22 protein-coding genes are annotated in these 23,128 nt (G+C 68.4%); 6 read left to right on the forward strand and 16 right to left on the reverse strand.

What is annotated here, in order from left to right; all coding sequences use genetic code 11:
- Positions 1–187 precede the first annotated feature (187 nt).
- Complete coding sequence (locus tag DDE23_RS22235; protein WP_107751789.1) at positions 188–1,135, forward strand: LysR family transcriptional regulator; 948 nt, start codon at positions 188–190, stop codon at positions 1,133–1,135.
- A gap of 3 nt (positions 1,136–1,138) precedes the next feature.
- Here the strand turns inward: DDE23_RS22235 and DDE23_RS22240 are convergent, their stop codons facing one another.
- From DDE23_RS22240 to DDE23_RS22280, 9 genes are all read right to left on the reverse strand, one after another.
- Positions 1,139–1,471, reverse strand: a complete 333-nt coding sequence (locus DDE23_RS22240; protein ID WP_107751790.1) for a hypothetical protein — start codon at positions 1,469–1,471, stop codon at positions 1,139–1,141.
- A gap of 7 nt (positions 1,472–1,478) precedes the next feature.
- The gene (locus DDE23_RS22245; protein WP_107751791.1) at positions 1,479–2,315 is read right to left on the reverse strand and encodes an intradiol ring-cleavage dioxygenase; all 837 of its coding nucleotides are present in this window, start codon (positions 2,313–2,315) and stop codon (positions 1,479–1,481) included.
- 226 nt (positions 2,316–2,541) lie between these two features.
- Positions 2,542–3,255, reverse strand: coding sequence for a GntR family transcriptional regulator (locus DDE23_RS22250; RefSeq protein WP_107751792.1), 714 nt, complete (start codon positions 3,253–3,255; stop codon positions 2,542–2,544).
- A 91-nt stretch (positions 3,256–3,346) separates the two neighbouring features.
- Complete coding sequence (locus DDE23_RS22255; protein ID WP_107751793.1) at positions 3,347–4,297, reverse strand: LysR family transcriptional regulator; 951 nt, start codon at positions 4,295–4,297, stop codon at positions 3,347–3,349.
- Positions 4,298–4,389: 92 nt separating this feature from the next.
- Positions 4,390–5,325: an NAD-dependent epimerase/dehydratase family protein gene (locus DDE23_RS22260; protein WP_157958102.1), complete on the reverse strand. Its 936-nt coding sequence runs from the start codon at positions 5,323–5,325 to the stop codon at positions 4,390–4,392.
- A 10-nt stretch (positions 5,326–5,335) separates the two neighbouring features.
- Positions 5,336–6,151: an SDR family NAD(P)-dependent oxidoreductase gene (locus tag DDE23_RS22265; protein WP_107751795.1), complete on the reverse strand. Its 816-nt coding sequence runs from the start codon at positions 6,149–6,151 to the stop codon at positions 5,336–5,338.
- Positions 6,152–6,182: 31 nt separating this feature from the next.
- The gene (locus tag DDE23_RS22270; protein ID WP_107751796.1) at positions 6,183–8,120 is read right to left on the reverse strand and encodes a TRAP transporter large permease; all 1,938 of its coding nucleotides are present in this window, start codon (positions 8,118–8,120) and stop codon (positions 6,183–6,185) included.
- A gap of 128 nt (positions 8,121–8,248) precedes the next feature.
- Positions 8,249–9,274, reverse strand: a complete 1,026-nt coding sequence (gene dctP, locus DDE23_RS22275; RefSeq protein WP_157958103.1) for a TRAP transporter substrate-binding protein DctP — start codon at positions 9,272–9,274, stop codon at positions 8,249–8,251.
- A gap of 96 nt (positions 9,275–9,370) precedes the next feature.
- Complete coding sequence (locus DDE23_RS22280) at positions 9,371–10,549, reverse strand: cytochrome P450 (protein WP_107751798.1); 1,179 nt, start codon at positions 10,547–10,549, stop codon at positions 9,371–9,373.
- 423 nt (positions 10,550–10,972) lie between these two features.
- Between DDE23_RS22280 and DDE23_RS22285 the strand changes: the two genes are divergently transcribed.
- Positions 10,973–12,337: an MmgE/PrpD family protein gene (locus DDE23_RS22285; protein ID WP_107751799.1), complete on the forward strand. Its 1,365-nt coding sequence runs from the start codon at positions 10,973–10,975 to the stop codon at positions 12,335–12,337.
- The gene (locus DDE23_RS22290; protein ID WP_107751800.1) at positions 12,334–13,656 is read left to right on the forward strand and encodes an MmgE/PrpD family protein; all 1,323 of its coding nucleotides are present in this window, start codon (positions 12,334–12,336) and stop codon (positions 13,654–13,656) included. The genes DDE23_RS22285 and DDE23_RS22290 overlap by 4 nt, the downstream gene beginning before the upstream one ends.
- 32 nt (positions 13,657–13,688) lie before the next feature.
- Here DDE23_RS22290 and DDE23_RS22295 read toward each other — a convergent pair whose 3' ends face one another.
- Entirely contained in the window at positions 13,689–14,873 is a 1,185-nt protein-coding gene (locus tag DDE23_RS22295; protein ID WP_107751801.1) for an FAD-dependent oxidoreductase, read from the reverse strand.
- A gap of 113 nt (positions 14,874–14,986) precedes the next feature.
- Complete coding sequence (locus DDE23_RS22300; protein ID WP_107751802.1) at positions 14,987–15,658, reverse strand: TetR/AcrR family transcriptional regulator; 672 nt, start codon at positions 15,656–15,658, stop codon at positions 14,987–14,989.
- Between the two features lie 167 nt (positions 15,659–15,825).
- Between DDE23_RS22300 and DDE23_RS22305 the strand changes: the two genes are divergently transcribed.
- Complete coding sequence (locus DDE23_RS22305; protein ID WP_107751803.1) at positions 15,826–16,293, forward strand: DUF6326 family protein; 468 nt, start codon at positions 15,826–15,828, stop codon at positions 16,291–16,293.
- Here DDE23_RS22305 and DDE23_RS22310 read toward each other — a convergent pair.
- From DDE23_RS22310 to ribB, 5 genes are all read right to left on the reverse strand, one after another.
- The gene (locus tag DDE23_RS22310; RefSeq protein WP_107751804.1) at positions 16,268–17,248 is read right to left on the reverse strand and encodes an ABC transporter permease; all 981 of its coding nucleotides are present in this window, start codon (positions 17,246–17,248) and stop codon (positions 16,268–16,270) included. The two genes, DDE23_RS22305 and DDE23_RS22310, sit on opposite strands and share 26 nt — an antisense overlap.
- Positions 17,245–18,801, reverse strand: a complete 1,557-nt coding sequence (locus tag DDE23_RS22315) for a sugar ABC transporter ATP-binding protein (RefSeq protein WP_107751805.1) — start codon at positions 18,799–18,801, stop codon at positions 17,245–17,247. Before DDE23_RS22315 ends, DDE23_RS22310 begins: the two co-directional genes overlap by 4 nt.
- Positions 18,802–18,877: 76 nt before the next feature.
- Entirely contained in the window at positions 18,878–19,897 is a 1,020-nt protein-coding gene (locus DDE23_RS22320) for a sugar ABC transporter substrate-binding protein (RefSeq protein WP_107751806.1), read from the reverse strand.
- Positions 19,898–19,995: 98 nt separating this feature from the next.
- Entirely contained in the window at positions 19,996–21,090 is a 1,095-nt protein-coding gene (locus DDE23_RS22325) for an LLM class flavin-dependent oxidoreductase (protein WP_107751807.1), read from the reverse strand.
- Between the two features lie 46 nt (positions 21,091–21,136).
- On the reverse strand, positions 21,137–21,784 hold the full coding sequence (gene ribB / locus DDE23_RS22330) for a 3,4-dihydroxy-2-butanone-4-phosphate synthase (RefSeq protein ID WP_107751808.1): 648 nt from the start codon (positions 21,782–21,784) through the stop codon (positions 21,137–21,139).
- A 242-nt stretch (positions 21,785–22,026) separates the two neighbouring features.
- On the opposite strand from ribB, the gene DDE23_RS22335 reads away from it, so the two are divergent.
- Both DDE23_RS22335 and DDE23_RS22340 read left to right on the forward strand, forming a co-directional pair.
- Complete coding sequence (locus tag DDE23_RS22335; RefSeq protein ID WP_107751809.1) at positions 22,027–22,536, forward strand: NADPH-dependent FMN reductase; 510 nt, start codon at positions 22,027–22,029, stop codon at positions 22,534–22,536.
- A complete protein-coding gene (locus DDE23_RS22340) occupies positions 22,533–23,090 on the forward strand; it encodes a flavin reductase family protein (protein WP_107751810.1) in 558 nt (185 codons plus the stop codon). Before DDE23_RS22335 ends, DDE23_RS22340 begins: the two co-directional genes overlap by 4 nt.
- The last annotated feature ends 38 nt before the right edge of the window (positions 23,091–23,128 follow it).

Here is a 23,128-nt window from a genome sequence, read left to right on the forward strand (position 1 = left end):
GCCCGCCCTGCCCCGGTTCAGGGGCGAAGAAAGGCCGCATCGGAGGCGGAGGCAGGCCACGCGGCCCGGCGCCCCCGGGGGCTCGGGCCTTTGCGCGGTCGGACTCCTCCCGTTCCGACAGACCAAAGGTAGACCGACAAGCAGACAATATTGATCGCATCCTGCCCAGCTTATATAGCTTGTCGGCATGAAACTCAGCGCCGAACACCTCGAAATCCTGGCCGTCATCGTCGATAAGGGGGGCCTGACCGAAGGCTCCGAGGCTTTGGGCAAGTCGCAGCCCTCGGTCTCGCGCAGCATGGCCCTGCTGGAACAGCGGGTCGGCATGCCCTTGTTCGAGCCGGGACGCCGCCCGCTCAGGCCCACGGAACTGGGTCTGAGCCTGGCCAAGGCGGGGGCACGGATCCGGGCCGCCGGGATCGAGGCCGGGCAGATGGTCCGCCGCTTCCAGCAGGGGCAGGCCGGGCGGCTCAGGGTCGGCGGCACGCCCGTGTTCATGGATGGCGTCGTCTCGGGCATCATCGCCGATTTCCAGTCGCGCAACGCCGATGTGCAGATCGAACAGGTCTATGGCTATCTCGACGCGCTGGCGACCAGCCTGCGCAACGGCACGCTGGATCTGGCGATCCTGCCGCTGCACCCGACGCAGGTCCCGCGCGAAATGACCTTCACGCCGCTGCTGGCCGGGCACAACGTCATCGCCTGCCGGGCCGGGCATCCGCTGACCCGGCGCAAGGGCCTGACCATGGCCGATATCGAGGATTTCAGCTGGATCGCGCCGCCCAGCGACAGCCCCCTTTACCGCGACCTGCAACGCGCGCTGCGCTCCATCGGGCGCGATGATTTTCAGGTCAGCTTCTCGGGCGGGACGCTGTCGTCGATCCTGGCCGTGCTTTCGGCCTCGGACGCGCTGACGGTCCTGCCCTATTCGGTGGCCTTCCTCGCCGGGCGGACGACGCCGCTGGAGATCCTGCCGGTGCGGATCGAACACCCCGACCGGCAGCTTGGCATCCTCACCGCCGCCGAGGGGCGCGAGGCGCGGACGCTGAAGGCCTTCGCGGGCTTTGTCGGGGACGAGCTGCACCGGCTGCAGAACCGCATGGATCACGAGCGGCAGGTCCGCCGCCGGGGCTGAGGCCTATTTCGTCGCCAGATAGGTGCCGCCGTCGAGCGCGGTGAAGCGCACCGCCGAATGCAGCCCGGTGGCCTGCCGCACCGCGTCGCGCAGCAGCCCCGCCACCTGCTCCATCCGGTCGCGGGTCCGGGCCGGGGCGGGCAGATAGCTCATCTCCAGATTGACGGGCGGCTGGTCGGCCAGGCCCGCCACCTCGATGGCGGCGAGCTGGCAGGCGGCTTTCTGCACGCCCAGGGTTTGCACCACGATGTCGCGCAGTTCCGCCATCAGCGCCGGCATCTGGCCGCGGGCCTCGGGATGGCGCTGCATGTCGACATAGAGCTTGATGTTCGGCATGGCGGGATCAGGCCGGGACCAGCACGAAATCGTAATCCGACCGCCAGAGCGTTTCGGCCCCCTCGAGCCGCTCATAGGGCGCGACGAGCGAGCTTTTCACGCCGAAAACCGCGTCCGAGGTGAGGTAGGTGTCGTCGCCGACAAAGGTATGCGTGACCAGCTTCTGAAAGCCCGGCGCGGTGACGAGGTAATGCATATGCGCGGGGCGGTAGGGGTGGCGGCCCAGCTGCCCCAGCATCTGGCCGACCGGGCCGTCATCGGGGATCGGATAGGCCACCGGCTTGATGCCGACGAAGGCATAGCGCCCGTCCGGGCCGGTATAGAAACGGCCGCGGTTGTTCCATTTCGGCTGGATGCCGGGCTGCTGCACGTCATAAAAGCCGTCCGCATTGTCGGACCAGACATCGACGCAGGCGCCCTCGACCGGGTTGCCGTCCAGATCGCGGACCTCGCCCTGAAACAGGCAGCTCTCGCCCTTGCCGTCGAGCGAGATGGTCTCGCCCATCTGCCGGACCGGCGCGTCGGCGACGTGGAACGGGCCGAACACCGTGTTCTCGGTCGCGCCCTTGGGGCGGCGGTTGTTGATCGCATCGACCAGCATCGAGAAGCCCAGCACGTCCGACAGCAGGATGAATTCCTGCCGCTCGTCCGAACACATCTGCCCGGTCCGGGTCAGGAAGCCGATGCCGTATTCCCATTCCTCCTGCGTCAGCGAGACATCGACGGCGAAGGCGTGCAGATGGCGCACCAGGCTTTCCATGACCTGCCGCAGGCGGGCGTCGGTCCCGGGCCCCATCCGGCTGTTGACGGTCTCGGCCGAACGGGATTCATCGAAATAGCTCATGGTCTCAGGGCCCCTGGACTGCGGCCCGGGCGTGGCGCCGGGCGTGGACGGATCCGACCCCGGCAGACCCGCGGGACAGGGCCCCTGCCCCGCCCCGGCACGCCACCGTGTCGTCCCGGCCCTTATCCGGGATCGCCCCCGTTCAGGTCAAATGCGCATCCCGTGCAGCAATATACCCTTGGGGTATATTGCACCGGGACGCGGCCCGACGGGCATGAGCGCAGGGTCAGGACGCGTCGGGCGCGGGCTCTTCCAGACGGCCCAGAGCGGCGATGGCGGCGTTGCGGACATGCAGCGTCACCGCCTCGCGCGCGGCGGGGGCGTCGCGGCGCTTGATCGCGTCGATCACCGCGCCCAGTTCCGCCAGGCTGTGCTCGGTCCGCCCGGGGGCGCTGAGGGACGCCGAACGCAACAGCGTGATCCGCGAATTCAGCATGCGCAGCGTGTCGCCCACCGCCTGATTGTCGGCGGCCTTGATGAGCACGTCGTAGAAATGGTTCTTCGCCACCAGCCGGTCCAGCACATCGGCGCTCTGCATCGCCACGCGCAGCTGGTCGAAAGCCGCGGCGAGCCCCGCCACGGCGGCGTCATCGGCCTCGGTCGCGACCAGCTCGGCCGCCAGCCCCTCGAGCAGGCTGCGCACGCGGTAGATGTCCTCGGCCTGCTTGCGCGAGAGCTTGGTCACCATCGGGCCGCGGTTGGCGTGAACCTCGATCAGGCCTTCGGTCTCCAGCTGGCGCAGGGATTCACGCACCAGGGTCCGGCTGACCCCGGCCATCTCGCACAATTCGCGCTCGCGCAGGCGCTGGCCGGGCTTGAAATGCCCCAGCGCAATCGCGTTGCGGATGCTGTCGGTCACCTGCTGGCGCAGGGGCGCCGCCACTCTCTCGACCAGAAACGTCACGTTCACTCCGGCTTTATCAACGTCGGCCTTCAGCATGACAGATCCCCTGACATGCATGACGGTAACACAATCCATAGCGCATGGTTGGCCAACATGAAAGGGAGCGTGGCGGGCCACCGCCCCGGGGTCAGCGGCCCCAGACCACGGCATTCTCGTGCCGCTGGATGATGTGGCGCAGGTCGTTGAAGGCGGCCATGATGTATTGCGCCAGCCGGTCGGCGGCGGGCGAGCGCGGCGCCCCGGCCAGCCGCAGGATCCCCAGCGAGCGGTTGGGTTGCGGAATGTCGAAGGGCAGCACGGTGACCCGGTTCTCCTTGCGCTGGGCGAAGACCACCGAGAAGGGCAGCACCGCCAGCGCGTCCGAGCCCGACAGGAAGCTGATGACGCTCATCAGCGAGCCGCCCGCGTAGCGGATGCTCAGGTCGGAGACGCCGATGCTCATGAGGATCATCTGCAGGTCCGACATCAGCGGCGAGCCGGGCAAGGGCGCGATCCAGGGATAGGCGGTCAGGTCCACCGCCTGCAGCCGGGTGCGGCGCATCAGCGGATGGCCGGGGCGGCAGGCGACGATGTTGCGCCCGGGCAGCAGTTCCACGAAGTCGAAGGCGGGGCCGGGATGCGCCGAGCCCACCGGCACGATGGCGAGGTCGATCATCCCCGCCTCCAGCGCGACGGTCATCTCCGGCAGGTTGCCATAGCTCTGCTCGACCGTGACCTCGGGCTCTTCGCCGTGGAAGCTGGCGATCATCTGGCTGATCATCGCATCCATGAAGAAGGGCACGCCCCCCACGCGCACCACGCCCCGCGCCCCGGTCACATAGCCGCGCACCGCATCGGTGGCATGGCGCGAGGCGGCAAGGATGGCGCGGCCGTGGATCGCCAGCTGCTCGCCCAGGGGCGTGGCCTTCAACGGCCGTCGCCCCCGCACGAAAAGCGGCTGTTCGACCCGGGCTTCCAGCATGCTCAGCGAGCGGCTGACCGCCGATTGCGTCATGCCCAGAAGCGCCGCGCCCTCGGACACGCTGCCGGTGTCGAGGACGGCCGCCAATTGCATCAGATGGCGCTCGTTCAGCTTCATGGGGCAATCTATAGGCTCCGCTCAGAGACCCGGCAATGCAGATTGTCCGACCGGCGGGCGATCGACCGGGGCCCCGCCGGGCAGAGGGGCGCTCAGGCGTATTGCGCATGCACCCGGTCGACCAGCGCGTCGCAATCGGCATCGGCGCGAAAGCCCAGCCGCACCGCCATCTCGGCCTTGAGCGGGGGTTGCCAGAACATCGCCTCGATCTTCGGATCGGGGGCAAAGGTCACGCGCTCGGTCACATCGGGGCCATAGCGCCGCGCCAGCGCCGCCACCAGATCGCCCATCCGCGCGGTCAGCGCGGGCAGCGCCCAATGCCGCCGCGCGGGCAGGGCCGAGGCCGGCAACCGCGCCGCCAGTTGCAGGTTGAAGACCATTTCCTGCCGCGAAATCAGCCAGCTGGTCATGTCGGGGCTGCAAGGCATGACGATCTCGCCCCCCTCGCGCGCGACATGGAAGACGTTGTTGAGAAAGGCCGAGGAGGTGCTGGAAAACCCCGGCGTCCGCGCCATCACCCCCGACAGCCGCAGCGACAGCCCGTCGACATGGCCGCGCCGGGTGAAATCGTCGAGCAGGATCTCGCTGACCAGCTTCTGCGCGGCATAGCTGCTGTTGGCGTTGGGCAGGGTGTAATCGTTCACCTCGGAGGGCACGGGCGAGCCGTAGACCGCCACCGAACTGGCGTTGACGATGCGGGCGCCCGGGGCCTTGTCGGTCGCGGTCTCCATCACCGTGAGGATGCTGTGCAGGTTGGCGTCGAGGCCCGCGTGCAGGTCAGGCTCGGCCACCATGCCCAGCGCCGCCGCCAGATGCCAGACGACATCGGCGCCGCCCGCCATCGCCTCGGCCATCAGCGAGCGGTCGCTGGCCGAGCCCTCCAAGAGCCGCACCCGGCCCCGGCCCTGCACCGGCTCCAGCTGCCGGTCGATCAGCACCAGCTCGTCCGTTTCGGCCATCAGGGGCGCCAGCGCGGCGACAAGGCCCCGCCCGACAAAGCCCTCGGCCCCGGTCACGATCATCTTCATGGTCTTCCTCTCACTCCTGCTCGAAGGCCGCCAGCAGCGCGCCCATCCGCCGTTCGATCCGGTCGCGCTGTTCGGGGTGGGTGATGGCATAGAGCGCCCCCTGACGCAGGGCCCGGACCACCGCCTCGGCCGCGTCCTCGGGCGGGCGCCAGGGGATCGCGTTGCGGTAATGCGCCATGGTCGAGACATCGACATCGGCCAGACCGCCCGGCGCGGCCTCGCCCTGCCGGTGGCGCATCGAGCGGCCGATGTTGGTGCGGATCGGCCCGGGACAGAGCAGCGTCGCGCCCACCTTCGCCCCGTCGCTGGCCAGTTCCAGCGCCAGCGTCTCGGTCAGGCCCGCCACGCCGTATTTCGCGGTGACATAGGCACCCAGCCCCTCGACCGGGCTGAGGCCCCCCATCGAGGCGGTGTTGACCACCCAGCCGCCCCGCGGATTGGCCTTCAGCAGCGGCAGGAAGACATGCAGGCCATGGATCACGCCCCAGAGGTTGACCTCGAGCATCCATTTCCAGTCCGCCAGCGTCAGATCCGCCAGCCGCCCGGCCGGGCCCACGCCCGCGTTGTTGCAGACCAGATCGACGCTGCCATGAGCGGTTAGCACCGCCTCGGCCAAGGCCTCGACCTCGGCGATGCGGCTCACGTCGGTCCTCACCGCCAGCGCGCCGATCTCGGCGGCGGCGGCCTCCAGCGCCACGGGGTCGATATCGGCGATGACCACATTCATTCCCTCGGCCCTCAGGCGCCGGGCGATGGCCAGTCCGATCCCCGAGGCCCCGCCGGTGACAACCGCCGTCCGGCCCTCAAAACTGCCGAATCCGGCCATGTCCCACTCCTTGTTTTCGATGGACCGCCGCTCAGGAGAGCAGCAGCAGGGGCAGCCCCGGCAGGGCGATCAGCAGCGCGACTTTCAGAAGGTCCGCCACGACAAAGGGGATCACGCCCCGGTACATCTCGGTCAGGCTGAGTTCCGGCGCGACCGAGCGCATCATGAACAGGTTGATGCCAAAAGGCGGGGTGATGACGCCGATCTCGACCACCACGACCATCATCACGCCCCACCAGATCAGGTCATAGCCCAGACCCTGCATCAGCGCCCCGGTGGTCGAGGCGGTGATCATCATGATGGTCATGCTGTCCATGATCGTGCCCAGAAGGATGAACAGCACCGCGATCAGCGACACGATCACCCAGGGCGCCAGCTGCGTGTCGAGCAGCATGCGCGACAGCTCCTGCGCCACCCCGGTCGAGGACATGAGGAAGGTCAGCGTCAGCGCCCCGATGATGAGGAAATAGATCATCGAGGTGGATTTGGTGGTGTCCGACGCGACCTGCAGGAAGTTCTGCCGCGTCAGCCGCCCGCGCAGCAGCGTCACCACCACTGCCAGGATCGCGCCCAGCGAGGCCGCTTCCGTCGCGGTGAAGACGCCGAAGAAGATCCCGCCGATGACCAGCCCGAAGAGGATGAAGGCCGGGATGCAGCGCAAGGCCGCCGCGCCGATCTCGCGCCGGTCCCAGGGCTCGCCGGCCGGACCCGCCGCGCCCAGCCGCACCGACAGCACGATGGCGACCATGTAGAGCGCGAGCGTCACGGCGGCAGGGATCAGGAGCGCCATGTAGAGGGACCCGATCGATTCCTCGACCAGGAGCGCATAGACCACGATGGCGGTCGAGGGCGGCGTGAGCTGCCCCAGCGTGCCACCCGCGGTGATCGTCCCGGCCGAAAGCGCCGGCGAATAGCCGCGCTTCTTCATCTCGGGGAAGGCGGCCGAGCCGATGGTGGCGACCGTGGCGATGGACGAGCCGGTCAGCGCCCCGAAACCCGCGCAGCCCGCCACCGTGGCCAGCGCCAGCCCACCCCGGAAGGGCGAGAAAAGCGCGTTGGCCAGCCGGTAGATGTCGCTCGCCATGCCACTGGTGACGGCGAAACTGCCCATCATCAGGAAGAAGGGGATGATCGCCAGGTCGGCCGAGGTGAGCAGGCCCACCGTTTCGGACCCCAGCACGCTGATCGCGGCGCCGCTGCCGAAAAAGCCCATGACACCGACCAGCGCGCAGAAGGTGAGCGCGGCGGCGACCGGCACGAAGAGCAGGATCATCACCCAGAGCGCGATGACCAGCCAGAGCGCGCTCATCATCATGTTGCTCAGGAAATAGGTCTGATGGGTCGCGGCGAGCCAATAGCCCAGCGCCAGAACCGCCACGCCCGCGACCAGCGCGGAAAGGCCTCCCGCCACCGGCGCCCCGGGGATCTCGCGCGCCTGAAGCGCGACATTGACCAGCGAGACGGGCAGCGAGACGACCAGCGCAAACAGGATCAGCGCGTAGGAATACCAATAGGGGATCTGGAACAGCAGCGATTGCGAGCCCGTCTGCCAGGCCATCTCGACCTGGCCCCAGATCGCCCAGGCCAGCGCCACCAGACAACCGGCAAAGATCGTGGCGCCGAGGCACCGGAGCCAGGCGACGACACGGGCCGGGAAGGTGTTGACCAGAAGGTCCATCTCCAGGATTGCCCGGGCCGCCAGACCGTTGGGCATCACCAGCGCGATGGCCGTGCACATCAGCGCGGCGTAGATCTCGTTCGAGCCGGGGATCGAGATCACGAAGAGGGTGCGCAGGATCACCACATCGACCGACATCGTCACGCCGACCACCAGGAATAGCCCGATGCCGATCACCGCCATCAGGCTGGTCAGCCCCGCCAGCCCCCGCGCCAGACGGTCAAGGCCGCCCGCGGTGACAGGGGCGGTCTCGGCCGCGGTGAGGGTCAGGTCTGCATTCTCTTGAGCCATCTGCCCAAGCCCCTTTCAACGGACGGGTTTCAACGGGCAGGCGGCCGGTCGCGCCGGCCCCTGCCCGATCTTGCTGTCGACAGGCAGAGGCCGGGGCGCGCAGGCTCGCGCATCCCGGCCCCCTCGGGTCACTCGGCCCGGCGATAGGCCGCCACACGCTCGCGGTAGGAGTCGAGGATCGCGGCGCCGTTGTCGGTGCTCTCGACCCAGTTGCGGATCGCGGGCTCGGTCGCCGCCTGCCAGATCGCCAGTTCCTCGGGCGAGAGGTCGGTCATCTCGACCGCGCCGACCAGCACCTGGCGCGACTCGGTGTCGATCTCGTCCATGGCCCGGCCGATGAAGACCGACAGGTCCAGCCCGGTGACCTCGGCCAGCGCCGCGCGGCCTTCGTCGGTCAGCCGGTCATAGGATTGACGGTTCATGATGACCGCGCCCGGCACCAGACCGAAGGCGAAGTTCTCGACCCCGTAGCTGACCACCTCGTTGAAATGGAAGGCGGCGACGGCGTTGATCGCCGTGGTCAGCCCCTCGACCACGCCGCGGTCCAGCGCCTGATAGACCTCGGTGATCGAGATCGAGGTCGGCGCCCCGCCCAGCGCCTCGATCACGTCCGAGGTGGCGCGGCCGGTGATGCGGATGCGGCGGCCCTGCAGATCGGCGGCGGCATGGACCGGGAAACGGGTAAAGAGCCGCGGCGCGGTGGCGGTGACGAAGCCCAAGAGCACGAATTGCTCGCTCAGCGCCGCGTCCAGCATGCCGTCCTCGTAGAGCCCCCAGAGCGCGGCCATCGCCGCCTCGGAACTGCTGGTCAGGTTCGGCAGGCCGATCACATCGGTCCGCGGGAAGGGCACGCCGATGGCGGGCATCTGGATGATGCCGATATCGGCCACGCCCGAGACCACGCGGTCCAGCATGTTGGTGTTGGTGGCGAAGGGCGGCGGGAAGGGCTGGATGGTGAATTGCCCGGCCGCAGCCTCGTTGGCGCGCTCGATGAACGGGGTGTAGACCTCGTTCATGTAGAGGTGGTTTTCCGGCAGCGCCGTCGCCATGCGCAGCACCGTCTGCGCCCCTGCCCCGCCGGTGGTGGCGGTCATCAGGCTCAGCGCGGTCAGCGCGCAGGCGCCGAAGCGCCCCAGTCTCGTTGTCACGTTCATTGGTCCCTCCCTGGATCCGTGATGTCGGACGGATTGCCCGGCCCCCCTCTGCGGGCCCTGGCGATCCGCCATCGTCGGCGTGCTGCGCCGCCCCGGTCAGGCCGGGATCAGGCGCAGCGGCACCCGGGCAAAGCCCGAGGCATTGTTGTTGATCTTGCGTTCGGCGGGGCCGGTCGGCTCGATCCGGCGGACACGCGACACCAGCGCGCCGATGATGGCCGAATATTCCATCCTGGACAGCGCCTGCCCGGCACAGGCATGAACCCCCGCGCCGAAAGCCATATGGCCCAGCACCTTGCGCCGGTCGACGCGGAAGGCGTCGGGATCGTCCCAGACCGCCGGATCGCGCCCCACCACGTTGAGGAAGGACGCCACCTTGTCCCCGGCCCTGAGCGGCACGCCCCACAGATCGGTATCGCGGGTCACGCCGCGGCCGACGGTGCGCGCAGGCGGCTCCATGCGCAGCGTTTCCTCGAAGGCGGTGCGCACCAGCTCCGGCGCCTCGCGCAGGCGGTCCCATTGGTCGGGGTTGTCGGCCAGCAGCTTCAAGCCGTTGCCGATGGCCAGGATCGTGGTGTCGAACCCGGCGCTGAAGATGATGACCACCAGCGTCTGCGCGTCTTCCAGCGACAGGATCCCCTCGTCGGCCATGCGGAAGATCTGGCCGCCCATGCTGTCGGGGCGGAAATTCTCGCGCCGCATCTGATGGGCGAACCATTCCAGCACATCGCCGCTGCGCGCCTTGCAATCGAGGAAGATCTGATTGCCCGGCACGTTGGAATTGAAGGCGAGGTCGGCCCAGGGCAGCAGCCGCGGCCGGTCCATGTCGATCACGCCCAGAATGTCGGGAAAGACCTTGAGCACGTAACGCGCGGCGATGTCCTCGACGCCGTCGACCTCGCCCATCGCCACGATCTCGTCGGCCATCGTCTCGGCCTCGGCGCGGAAATAGGCGTCGTATTCCTTCAGCGCAAGCGGCGAGAACAGGCTCATCATCGGCTTGCGGACCCGGCCGTGGTCGGGTGGATCCTCCTGCACCAGGGTCTTGCGGATGAACTCGCGCTCGCCGAAAGCCTTCACGGTCGAGGTGAAGACCTCCCATTCCTTGAACATGACCTGCGCCAGCGCATGGCGGCCGGTGACATAGACACCGTAAGGCTCCAGCCAGCAGACCGGCGCCTGTGCCAGCGCCTCGCTCATGATCTGCAGATTGTCGGGAATCGTCTCGTAGGTGAACGGATCGAGGGCGATCCGGGGCACATCCAGAAGCGTCATGGCTCCTCCTTCGCGCGGCCGGGGTCAAGCCCGGTGCGGCTTACGCATCGCCCCTTTGCCACCGCCTTCCTCCGCGGTGATGGCCGGGTCGAACCTGCATACTGTATAGCAATCATACAATCATAACTCAAGAACAATGGCCTTAGCCAAGAAATTCCCGCCCCTGCCAGCAATTCCTGTTTTATTTCAATCAGATGAAGGCGCCGTGGCGCGCAGGAGCCGCTGAGCGAGTTTAAGGTTGATTATGGTAGTATTGTATGATGATTCTGAAGCCAACCCCCGACTCGCAGCGATACCACCGCGGCCGACCCGCGAATCGCCGGACCGGGAGGTGCCTTTCCTGCGGCCCCGCGCCGCGCATCGACCGAACCGCGGCGCCGGGCCCTGCCCCGCCGCCCATCCACCGCGTCCGAGGAGACCCCCATGACCGCAACCGCAACGCCGCAGGGCGTGTCCCAGGCCCTGGCCGACCACCTCGCCACCCAGCGCCCCGAGGCGATCAGCGACCGCGACCGGCACGAGGCCCGCCGGGCGCTGGTCAATATCGTCGGCTGCGCGCTGGGCGGGGCCGAGCATGAGGCGGTCGAGATCGCCATCGCCGCCCGCGGCCCCTTCGGCGGGGCGCCGACCGCCCGGGCGCTGGGCCGCCGCGAGGGCTTCGACCCGCTGCTGGCCTCGCTGCTCAACGGCATCAGCTCGCATGTCCATGATTTCGACGACACCACGCCGTCGAACTACATCCACCCGACCTCGCCCGTGGCCTCGGCGCTCTTTTCCTATGCCAGCGCCAACCCGGTCAGCGGCGCGGATTTCCTGCATGCCTTCATCCTGGGATACGAGGCCGTCACCCGGATCGGCAACGCCACCTATCCCGCGCATTACCAGGCGGGCTGGCATTCCACCGGCTCGATCGGCGTTTTCGGCGCGGCGGCGGCGATCGGCCGGCTGATGGGCCTGAACCCCGAGCAGATGCGCCACGCGCTGGGGCTGGCCGCGACCCAGGCCGCCGGGATCCGCGATAATTTCGGCGCCATGGCGAAATCGCTGCATCCCGGCCGCTCGGCCGAGGCGGGCTATATGGCGGCGCTGCTGGCGGCGAAGGGCTTCACCGCCGGGCCGACCCCGCTGGAAGGCCCGCGCGGCTTTGCCCATGTCACGACCGGCACCTCGGGCACGTTCGATCTGTCGCTTGTCACCCGCGACCTCGGGCGCGACCCGCTGCTGCACGAGAATACCTACAAGCCCTTCCCCTGCGGCATCGTCGTGCATCCGACCATCGACGCCTGCCTGCAACTGGTCGCGGCGCATGACCTCACCCCCGCGATGATCGAGGCGGTCGAGCTGGACGTGGCGCCGCTGGTGCTGGACCTGTGCAACCAGAAGGACATCACCGTCGGGCTGCAGGGCAAGTTCTCGATCTACCACGCCGCCGGGATCGCGCTGGCCCGCCACCGCGCCGGACGCGAGGAATTCAGCGACGAGACGGTGAACGCCGCCGATGTGAAGGCGATGCGCGCCCGCGTCACGCCCCGCGCCTCGGACACGGTGCCCGAGGATGGGGTGCATGTGACGCTCCGGCTCAAGGACGGGCGGGTGCTGACCAAGGAATTGGACGCCTCCATCGGCAATATCCGCAGGCCCCTGTCCGACGACCAGTTGGCGCAGAAGTTCCGCGATCAGGCCGAGGTGCTGACGCCCGCCCGGACCGAGGCCCTGATCGGGGCGCTCTGGTCCCTCGACAGCGCGGCCGACATGGCCACGATCATCGACTTGGCCACGCCGGAATGAGCGCGCCCTCCCCCTCGGCGGCGCTGGCCCGCTTCGCCGCCGAGACCCCGACCCGGGCGATCCCGCCCGCGCTGCGCGACCTCGCCCGGCGCTCGGTCACCAGTGCGCTGGCCGCGGGCATCGCCGGGCGCCGCGACCCGGATGCGGCGGCGATGCTGCGGGTGCTGACCCGCCTGTCCGGCCCCGCGCGGGCCGGGGTGATCGCGGGCGGGCCGCGGCTGGACGTGACCCGGGCGGCCTTTGCCAATGCCATGCTCTGCAACCTTCTCGATTTCGACGACACCCATGCGCCGACCATCCTGCACCCGACCGCGCCCGTCCTCGGCGCGGTCATGGCGCTGGCCGAGGATCGGGGGACCGCCCCGGCCGAGGCGATGACCGCCTTCACCCTGGGCTGCGAAGTCGCGTGCCGTCTGGCCGATGCCATCTCGCCCGAGCATTACCGCCGCGGCTGGCACATCACCGCCACGACCGGCGCGCTGGGGGCGGCGCTGGCCTCGGCGCGTCTGCTGGGTCTGGACGCCGAGCGCAGCCTCTGGGCACTGGGCCATGCCACCGCGCAGGCCTCGGGCACGGTCGAGACACTGGGCACCATGGCCAAGAGCACCGGCGTCGGCAACGCGGCGCAAGCCGGGGTGCTGGCGGCGCTGATGGCGGCCGAGGGGGTGGCGGGGCCGGAAACGCCGCTGGAAGGCCCGCGCGGCTACCTGCGGCTGGTGACCGACCGGCCGGATCTGGAGGGGTTGGCGCGGGGCCTCGGACACGACTGGTCCTTCGCCCGCAACATGCCCAAGCCCTATCCCTGCGGCGTGGTGCTGAACCCGGTGATCGAGGCGGCGCTGGCGCTCAGGGCGGAGTTGGGCGATGCCCCCATCGCCCGGATCGAGATCGCCGGATGCCAGCTGCTCCTCGACCGCACCGACCGCCCGCTCGCCCGCCTGCCGCGCGACCTTCAGGTCTGCGCCCAGCATTGCGTCAGCGCGGCGCTGCTGCGCGGCCGCTTCGGCCCGGCCGAGGTCGATGCCGAGGCCGCCGGTGACCCGCGGATCGCCGCGCTCCGCGCCCGCCTCGGCCCCATGGTCGTGGATCCCGCGCTCACCGTCGACGGCGCCCGGGTGACGCTGTGGCTGGCGGACGGCCGCACCCTCTCGCGCACCGTGGTTGAGGCCGAGGGCAGCCCCGGCCGGCCCTTGGGCGATGCCGCGCTGGCCACGAAGCTGCGCGCGCAATGTGGCGATCCGGCCGAGGCCGAGGCCCTGCTGACGGCGCTGGCCGGGATCTGGACCGACGTGCCCCTCGCGGCCCTGACCGGCCGATAAGCAAAAAGGGGCGCCGCGGCGCCCCTTTTCTGTCAGCGGTCCATGTGGGTTTCCAGCGACTTGGTGAACCCGGCCATCTGCCGCACCACATCCGGCTCATCCGGCAGGCGGCGCAGGAAGGCCAGCCGCTCGTCCAGCCAGCTGTCCTGATAGGCGTGGAAGATCAGCCGCTTGTTGACCACCGCCTGCGGCGAGGCGCGTTCGATGAACATCTGGCGGCGACGGTCGGAATAGCTGTCCAGATGATCCTCGGACGCCCCTTCCAGCAGGATCGCCGTCATCACCTCCAAGAGGTGATAGACGTCGAAGAGGCCCGAGGTCAGCCCCAGCCCGCCCGTCGGGTTGGTGATATGCGCCGCATCCCCCGCCAGCACCACGCGGCCCACCCGCATGGTATCGGCGCAGCGCTGGTGCATCCGGTAGGGCGAATATTGCACCAGTTCGTAATCCTCGATCCCCGGGGCATAGGTGCGGTAGAAGGCATCCATCCGCTCGGGCACGCCATCGAGCGGCAGGGCTGCATCCTCCATCACCGTGATCCGCCACAGGTCGCTGTCGTCGATCCGTACGATGATCGCGCCATAGACCGGGTCCATGGTCAGGTTCGACAACAGGAATCCGTGCTGGCGGAAATCGTGGCGGACATTGGTGGCGATGAACCGCTCGGGATGGGTGATGCCGAAGAAATTGAGCTTGAGCAGCTTCTCGCGCACCGTGCTGCCGCCGCCATCGGCGCCGATCACCCAATCGTACCGCTCCTCGACCGGGCCCTGCGGCGTCTGCAGGGTCACGCTGACGCCCGAGGCATCCTGCGTCAGCCCGCTGATCCTGGTGCCGAACCGAACCGAGGTCCCGGGCAGGCGCTCCAGATGCTGCCAGGCGATGCGGGCCAGCTCGTTCTGGCCCAGATGCAGGTTGTAGGGATAGGGCGTGATCGGGTCGAGCGCCTCCAGCGACCAGTTGATCCGCTCATTGGTGCGAAACAGCCAATGCGAGAATTCCTGCTTCACGAAGCCGATCTTGCGCGCGTCGTCCAGCACGCCCAGCCGGTCCAGCCCCTCCAGCACCGACCAATGGTAGACCATGGCGCGGGGCGAATTGACGATCTCGGGCTCGGCCTCGACCAGCGAGACCCGGATACCGGCCCGGGCCAGCCCCAGCGCCGTCAGAAACCCGACCGGCCCGCCGCCCGCCACCAGAACATGCTTGTCGCTCATGCGTCCCCTCCCCTCGCACCCAGCTGCTGCCGGGGGCCGCCGCGAAGCAGCGCCCTCAGCGAGGAAAGTGATATGATTGTATGATCGTGTGTGTCAAGGCCCCGGACCGGGCGTCAGGCCAACCGCCTGTCCCGCTCGAGCGCGTCGAGGATCAGGTCGAGTCCATAGGCGAATTCCGCCGCCGGGTCATAGCCTTCCTGCAGCAGCACCGTCGCGGCCTCGGTCAGGCAGGGGTAATCCGTGGCGGAGAGCTGCGGCAGGAACACCGCCTCGGTCATCCCGGCGAAGTCCTCGGCCCCGGCGAAGGGCAGGCTCGCCTCCTGCAGGGCAAAGCCGTAGAGGTAGCTGTCCAGCAACCAATTGGCGTGGATCGCCCGGCGGACCGGAAACCCAGCCCGGCGCAGGACCTCCATCAGCGCCTCGCGGTGCCGCAGCGTGGCCGGGCCCGAGGCGGTGCGCGATTCCATCAGCCCGATGGCCCAAGAATGGCGGGCGAGCGCGGCGCGCGCCGACAGCGCCCATCCCCGCACCGCCGCCTGCCAGTCGGCTTGCGCCTCGGGCAGCGCGATCTCGGCGAAGACCAGATCGACCATGCCGTCCAGCAATTCCTCCTTGTCGCGGACGTGGTGATAGAGCGACATCGCCCCCGCCCCCAGCTCGCGCGCCAGTTTGCGCATGCTCAGCGCCTCGATCCCGGCCGCGTCGGCCAGCGCCAGCGCCCGGCGCAGCACCCGCTCCTTGCTGAGGGGTTCCTGCCCCCCGGCGCCCTCGGCCTCTGCGCTCACCGGCACCTCCCTGGCATGGCGATCTTGACAACCCGTACGGCGTACGGCAAATCGTACAGCGTACGGACGCGATACTCCACCGGTCCGTTTCCACCGACCGAACCACCCCTGTTACCCCACCCATCCCCCGTCCGCCACCGCGGGACGGGCCACAGAAGGACTGGCCGATGACCTCCTCAGCCCCGCTCGACGACCCGCAGATCCCGGTGAAGATCCAGCTCGCCGCCGCCTGGACCAGCTTCATGTTCCTCTATCTCTATGTCGATCACCTGGTCCTCTATAAGCCCGGTCATCTGCAACGGATCCTCGAAGGCTATGTCTGGGAATTCGAGGTCAGCCAGAGCTTCCTGGTCATGGCCTTCACCTCGGTCGCGATCCCGGCCTTCATGATCCTGGCCTCGCTGATCCTGAGCGCCCCGGCGGTCCGCATCACCTCGCTGGTCGTGGGGCTGGTCTACATCCCCTATTCGGCGGTCAACGCGGCGGGCGAGAGCTGGACGATCTTCTTCGGCCTCTCCATCGGGCTGGAGTTGCTGCTCCTGATCTTCATCCTGCGCACCGCCTGGACCTGGCCCCGCAGCGGCGTGGCCGACCCGGGCCTGCGGGGTCCTACTTCTGCCGTGCGGTCGCGCTGATGGCGACGGCCGCCAGGATGACAAGGCCCGTGGTGACCTCCTTGAAGAAAGGGTCGATGTTCAGGATGTTGAAGCCGTTGTTTATCAGCGCCAGCATGTAGACCCCGGCGACCGACCGCCAGATCGCGCCCTTGCCGCCATAGATGCTCGTGCCCCCGATGATGACGGCGGCGATCACCTCGAGTTCCATGCCGACGGCGATGCCCGCATTGCCCATGGACACCCGCGACACCGCAATGGCCGCGGCAAGGCCCGCAGCGAGACCGGAGAGCACGAAGGTAAGGGTGCGGATGCGGCGGGTGCGGATCCCCGACAGGATCGACGCCTCTTCGTTGCCGCCGACGGCATAGACATGCCGGCCGAACACGGTCCCGTTTAGCAGGACCATCAGCAGCCCGACCGCCACGACCAGAACCAGAATGGCAATGTGCACGCTGCCGATCGTCCCGCGTCCAAGCCAGGTAAAGGCCGCATCGCGGACCGGGATCAGCGTCCCCCCGGTGACAAGGATGGCGATGCCGCGGAACACCATCGCCGTCGCAAGGGTCGCCAGGAAGGAATGGATGCTGAGGTACGAGACCACGAGCCCGTTGAACAATCCCAGGGCCAGACCGACCACCGGCGCCGCGAGCAATCCCAGAACCGGATCGACATTGACCGCAACCCAGGCGGCGGACACCCCGCAGACAGCGAACATGGCCCCCACCGACAGATCGAAACCGCCGCAGATCACCACCATTGTCATGGCCGCGGCCATGATCGCCAGCGGCGCATTCTGGTTCAGGATGTTGAGCAGGTTGCGGGCGGTCAGGAAGGAGGGGCTCAGGCTGGACAGGGCGATCATCAGCAGGACGATCACGATGGCGACCGCGTTCCTCTGCACGAACCGCAGGACGGCACCGGCAGCAGGACGGGGCAAGGCGGGCTTCGGGCCGGTCAGGGTCGAGGGGGTCATGCTGTTTCGCGCTCCGCGTCAGAGGTGTCTTCGGTCTGGAACAGGTGCCGCAGCACGCGGTCCTTGTCCGTGTGGTCCGGGCGCACCTCGCCTGCGATGCGCCCGCGGCGCACCAGATAGGCGCGATGCGAAAGGCCGAGCACCTCGTCGATATCGGACGAGATGACCAGCACCGCCTTGCCAGCGCGGGCCAGTTCGGTGACGGCATCGTGGATGCGGCGCCGGGCGCCAAGATCGACGCCGCGGGTCGGCTCGTCGAGGATGACGACATCGGGATCGTTGAGGATCCATTTGCCGATCAGCGCCTTCTGCTGGTTCCCGCCGGAATAGGTCGAGATGTCGCCGTCCACCTGGGCGGGGTGGATCCCGAAATGGCCGATCAGACGCCGGGTCTCGGCGACTTCCGGCGCGCGTCGCAGCAAACCAAGGCGGACAAACCGCGACAGGCCGAGCAGGGTCATGTTGCCCCGCACCGGCTGGGTCATCGTCAAGCCCTGCTTGCGCCGGTCTTCGGGCACCATCGCGATGCCGCGCAGGACCGAGCGTTCGGGCGACCGGGCGTCATAGGGCCGCCCCCGAAGGAAGACCTGCCCGCCGGTGGCGCGATCAGCCCCGAAGATGGCCCGCGCGATCTCGGTCCGGCCGCTGCCGACCAGTCCGGCCAGCCCGACGATCTCGCCGGGATAGATCTGCAACGCGATGTCGCGGATGCCCGGCGCCGACAGGCCGACCACCTTCAGGAAGGGCGGGGCTGCCCGGTCCGCCGTCTCGGGCCGCGGCGGATAGGCCACCTCGGCCGCGCTGCGCCCCAGCATGCCCGACACCAGCGTCGCCTTCGTCTCGTCCCTTGCATCGCTCGTGCGCACGACCGCCCCGTCGCGCATGATGGTGATCCGGTCGCAGGTCTCCAGGATGTCCTCGAGGAAATGCGACACATAGATCACCGTCCGCCCCATGGCGCGCAGGCGCCGCATCGTGGCGTGCAGCCGGGCGATCTCGTTGGCTGTCAACGAGGCGGTCGGTTCGTCCATGACGACCACCCGCGCCTCGCGCGCGACGGCGCGCATGATCTCGATCTTCTGCTGATCGGCCACGCTGAGCCGATGCGCCGGAACATCCGGGTCCAGATCGAAGCCGCAGCTGTGCGCGATGGCGGCGAACCGCGCGGCCTCGTTGCGCCGGAGGAAGCCACCAAAGGTGTGCTCGATCCCCAGAAAGACGTTCTGCGCGACCGTCAGATGCGGCACGATCTGCAATTCCTGATGCATGATCGCGACGCCTCTGGACAGGGCCGCGACCGGGTCCCAGACCGCTGGCCTCTCGCCGAAAACCTCAAGGGAGCCATCGGAGGCGCTGTAATAGCCGCCCGCGATCTTGCCGACGGTGGACTTGCCCGCGCCGTTCTCGCCGACGATGCCGTGGATGTCGCCCTGCCGGAAGACCAGATCGACATTCCTCAGAACGTCAACCCCGCCAAAGGCCTTGCGGATGCCGACCAGTCTGACCGCGGGGGCGCCGGGGCCCCGGGTCACATTGTCCCTGTCTTGTGCCATGGGGAAGCTGCCATTTCTTGTGAAAAGACCGGGGGCTGCGGCCGGTCACCCGGCCGCGAAGGGTGTCGGCCGGGGTCTACTGCAGCCATTCCGCGTCGAAGTCGGGATGGGCATCCAGAATCTGGCGGTCGATGATGGTCGGCAGCGGCGCCAGTTCTTCCATGTTGTAGACCGGCGGCACGGTGTCGCCGTTCAGGCTGGCCATCGCCGCATCCACGGCGAACCGGCCCATGGTGTAGGGAAAGCCGCCGACCGTCGCGTCCCACCTGCCGTCGCGGATCGCCTCGATGGCGATCGAGGCCCCGCCAGCGCCCGACAGATAGACCGGGGCGACGTCGATCCCGGCGGCCTCGAGCGCGATTTCAACGCCGATCAGATGCTGGTCGGCCACCGACAGGACGGCGTGCACGTCCTGATTGGCCTGCAGCACGTCCTCCATGACGGCCAGCGCCGTGGAGGGATCGTAATTGCCCTCGGCCGTGGCGACCAGACGGATGTTCGGGTGCTGGTCCAGCACAGACGCATAGGCGTCAAAGCGCAGCTGGTCGAAGGGATAGACCATCCTGCCCACCATCACGACCACGTTGCAGGGGTCGATACCGGCGCAGTGCCGGGCCACGTCCTCGGCCTGCTGGACCGAGGTGCCGACGGTCGAGAAACCGATGGTCGTGACAACGCCGGGCACCTGAGGGTCGAGCCTGTCGAGATCCGGCCCGATCGGGAACATCATCGCGACAATGGGCACGCCGGCTGCGGCCATCTCGGCCGCGGCGCCGGCGATGCCGACCGAGTCGATGGGAAAGACCACGGCGGCATCGGCCTGATTGCCGGCCACGACATCCTCGAGCTGGCTGTATTGCAGTCCGGGGTTGAACTGGCCGTCATAGAGCGAGGTGCGCACCCCCAGCTCGGCCGCGCGGTCCTGCATGCCCTGGTACATCGCCTGGTTCAGACCGTTCTGCGAAATCGACGCGAAGAAGGCGATGGTCCGGTCCTGCGCCTGAACCGACGCCGCCGCGCCGAGGCCGAGCACGGCGGCAAGCAGGGTGGTCCGGGCCTTGGTGCCGCAGGGGCCGGGGAATCTGGTGGCGGTCATGGTGATGGTCTCTCTCTGTTGTCGGTTTGTTTGTGGTTTGCTGGTCCCGTCGCAGGCCCGAGGCGCTGCGCCGGGACAGATCGCGAATGCCGGTGCGCCTATCTCCCGCGGACGTTGCAGGCGACGCCGAAATCGGCCAGCCGGGGCAGCGTGCGCGTGCCCAACTGGTTCAGATGCGAGATGTAGTCGGGGACGATGATGAGGATGCCGTCCAGCTCCGCCGCCTCGACCCGTTCGGCAATCGTCTCGGCCAGGGTGTCATAGGCCCCGACCAAAGCGCCGGGCATCACCGATTTGTACTTGGGCCCGCCCAACGGGCTGAGGGACGAACTGCTGAGCTTGTCGAAACCCTTGGTGTTTTGCTCGTAGCCCCGTGCCAGATCGGCAAGCCCTTCAAGGTCGACACCGGCCTCGTAATGGTCCAGCAGCGCCTGCGCCTCGTCCCCGGTCTCGCCGGGAATGATCGTCATCAGGCCGTAGACCTTGAAATCGGGCCTGTTCAGCTTACGCGCCATGTCCTTGGCAGCCCGCGCCGAGTCCACGAACCGCGGATCGTCCCCGGCCATCATGAAGGCCACGTCGCAATTCTCGATCGCGAAGCGCAGACCGCGCGGTGATGCCCCGGCATTGATGATCGTCGGTCGGACCGCCGGCCGAGGGCTGAGGATGCCGCCGTCCGCCTCGAAATAGGGGCCCTTGTGGGTCACGCAGTCTTCGGCCCAGTACTTGCGGATGACCTGCACCCATTCTTCGGCCATGTCGTAGCGTTCGTCGTGATCCAGCGTGTCCCAGAACCCGAGCGGTTGCAGCTGGGTATAATTGCCGCCGGTGACCACGTTCAGGCCGATGCGCCCCTCGCTGATCTCGGACAGCGAGGCGACGATCTTGGCGATCGCGGCGGGCTTGTGGACCGAGACATGCGCCGTGCACCAGATCTTGATGCGGTCCGTCGCCTGGCTCAGCGCGCCCGCCGCCGCGATGGAATCGACCGTGTCGCCCCAGTAGCGATGCGGCCCCTGCGCGCCGCGCCAGTTCTGCGGACTGAGCACGAAGTCAAAGCCCAGGAACTCGGCCAGGCGCGTGACCTCAAGCGCGTGTTTATAGGATCCGGGGGTATGGGGCGCGTTGCGCGAATGGATCCATCCGCTGCGGACCGTCGGGATGAAAACGCCCGCTTCGATCTTTCTGGTCAAGGCTCTGCTCCTGTCTCTTCGGGAATGGGGTGGGAAATCTGTGGCATCAGGCCGTGGCCAGGGCGGACATCGACGGCCCGCCGCCTTCGGACGAGCGACCACGCCGGAAGGCCGCGATATCGCGGATATGCAGCAGCGCGAGGTCGTGGCGCCGGGCAAAGGCGTCGACCTGGCGACCCTTCATCACCGTGCCGTCGTCGTTGAACAGCTCGCAGATCACGCTGACCGGGCTCAGACCGGCCAGACGGCACAGGTCGACCGCCGCTTCCGTATGGCCCGGGCGTTCCAGCACGCCCCCGTTCCGGGCCACGAGCGGGAACATGTGGCCGGGACGCACGAAATCGGCGGCGGTCGCCGTCGGATCCGCAAGCATCCGTGCCGTCATGCACCGCTCGCTGGCCGCGATGCCGGTGGTCAGCCCCCGCCGCGCATCGACGCTGACGGTGAAGGCCGTCGCCAGCGGAGCGTCATTCGCGCTGACCATGGACGGCAGGTTCAGCCGTTCCGCCCGCTCGGCCGCCAGCGGCACGCAGACGATGCCGCAGCCGTGCCGAATGATGAATGCCATCTGCTCGACCGTGCAGAGCTCGGCGGCGACGACGAGGTCGGCCTCGTTCTCGCGGTCCGCATCGTCGGCGACGATCACGATCTGACCTGCGGCAAGGCGCGCGATGGCGTCGGAAATGGGGGGCATGGCGTTTCCCTTCGGATCTGTCTGACCGGACCGACACGGAGCCGGCCGGCGTGATCGGAAAAATCTGTGCGGGAAAAATGCGGCTGACTATCCGATTGCACCCCGGTGTTTATCCAGCCACGGGTCCGGGGGGCGGACGCCCGGGCCCGCCCGGCAGATCTGGATAGCGAGAGGCGGGAAGTGGATAGATTCCCCCGCCCTCCGCCTGTCGAATGGCGCGGCACATAGCCGGAGGAACCTTCATGTCCATCATCGTCGTCGTCGGAAACCCGCGGCCGGGATCGCGCACATTGGATGCCGCCAGTCTGCTGGCAACCGCCCTGTCGGGCGAAAAGCCGAGCCAGGTCATCGACGTCATCACCCTGGGCGCCGGGCTGCTCGAATGGGGAGATGACGCCGTCACCAGCGCCGTCGAAACCACCGCGAAGGCCCGGCTCGTCATCGTCGCCTCGCCGACGTTCAAGGCCACCTACTCCGGCCTTCTCAAGCTGTTCCTCGACCAGTTCGCCACCGGCGACGGGCTGCGTGGCGTCGTCGCGGTGCCCTTGATGCTGGGTGCCGGGCCCGCGCATGCCCTGGCGCCGGACCTTCTGCTGAAGCCGGTTCTGGTGGAACTGGGGGCGATCTGCCCGGCGCCGGGTCTCTATCTGTCCGACAAGACCTATGCCGGGGGCGAGCAGATCGACGCCTATGCGACCAGATGGGGGCCGGTGATCGCCGCCATGGTCCGCGCATCGGGTGCGCAATCATGACCCGGATCCCGCGGGCCGACCCGGCACCCCTGCCGCTGACTGCGGCCGAGGACCGCCGGACACTCCTGAGAACCGCCTACGGCCGCTTCCCCTCGGGGGTCGTCGCCATCGCGGCGATGGACGGCGACCGGCCGATCTGCATGGTAGCCAGCAGCTTTGTCGCGGTGTCCATGGAACCGGCGCTGGTGGCCTTCTGCGTGCAATGGACCTCGAAGACCTGGTCCCGGCTCAATCGCGCGCCCCGTCTGGGGATCAGCGTGCTGGGCGACGGGCAGGACGGCGCAGCGCGGCGCCTGGCGTCCCGGGATGAGAGCAAGTTCGACGGGATCGGCCATTGCGCGACCGCCGAAGGGGCCGTCTTCATCGAGGGTGCGGCGGCCTGGTTCGATTGTTCGATCGCCAACGTCCTCGATGCCGGTGACCATGGGTTCGTCCTGCTGACGCTCGACTCCCTGTCCCTGTCGCCCTCGGTCGAACCGCTGGTCTTCCACGCCAGCGAATTCCGGCGTCTCGGGGTCCGCAACCTGGATAGGACTGCCCTGAAATCCGGATAGCCACCCTGACCTCGGGCCGGTCAGATGATCGCGACACC

This window comes from Pararhodobacter aggregans (genome assembly GCF_003075525.1).
GTDB lineage: Bacteria > Pseudomonadota > Alphaproteobacteria > Rhodobacterales > Rhodobacteraceae > Pararhodobacter > Pararhodobacter aggregans.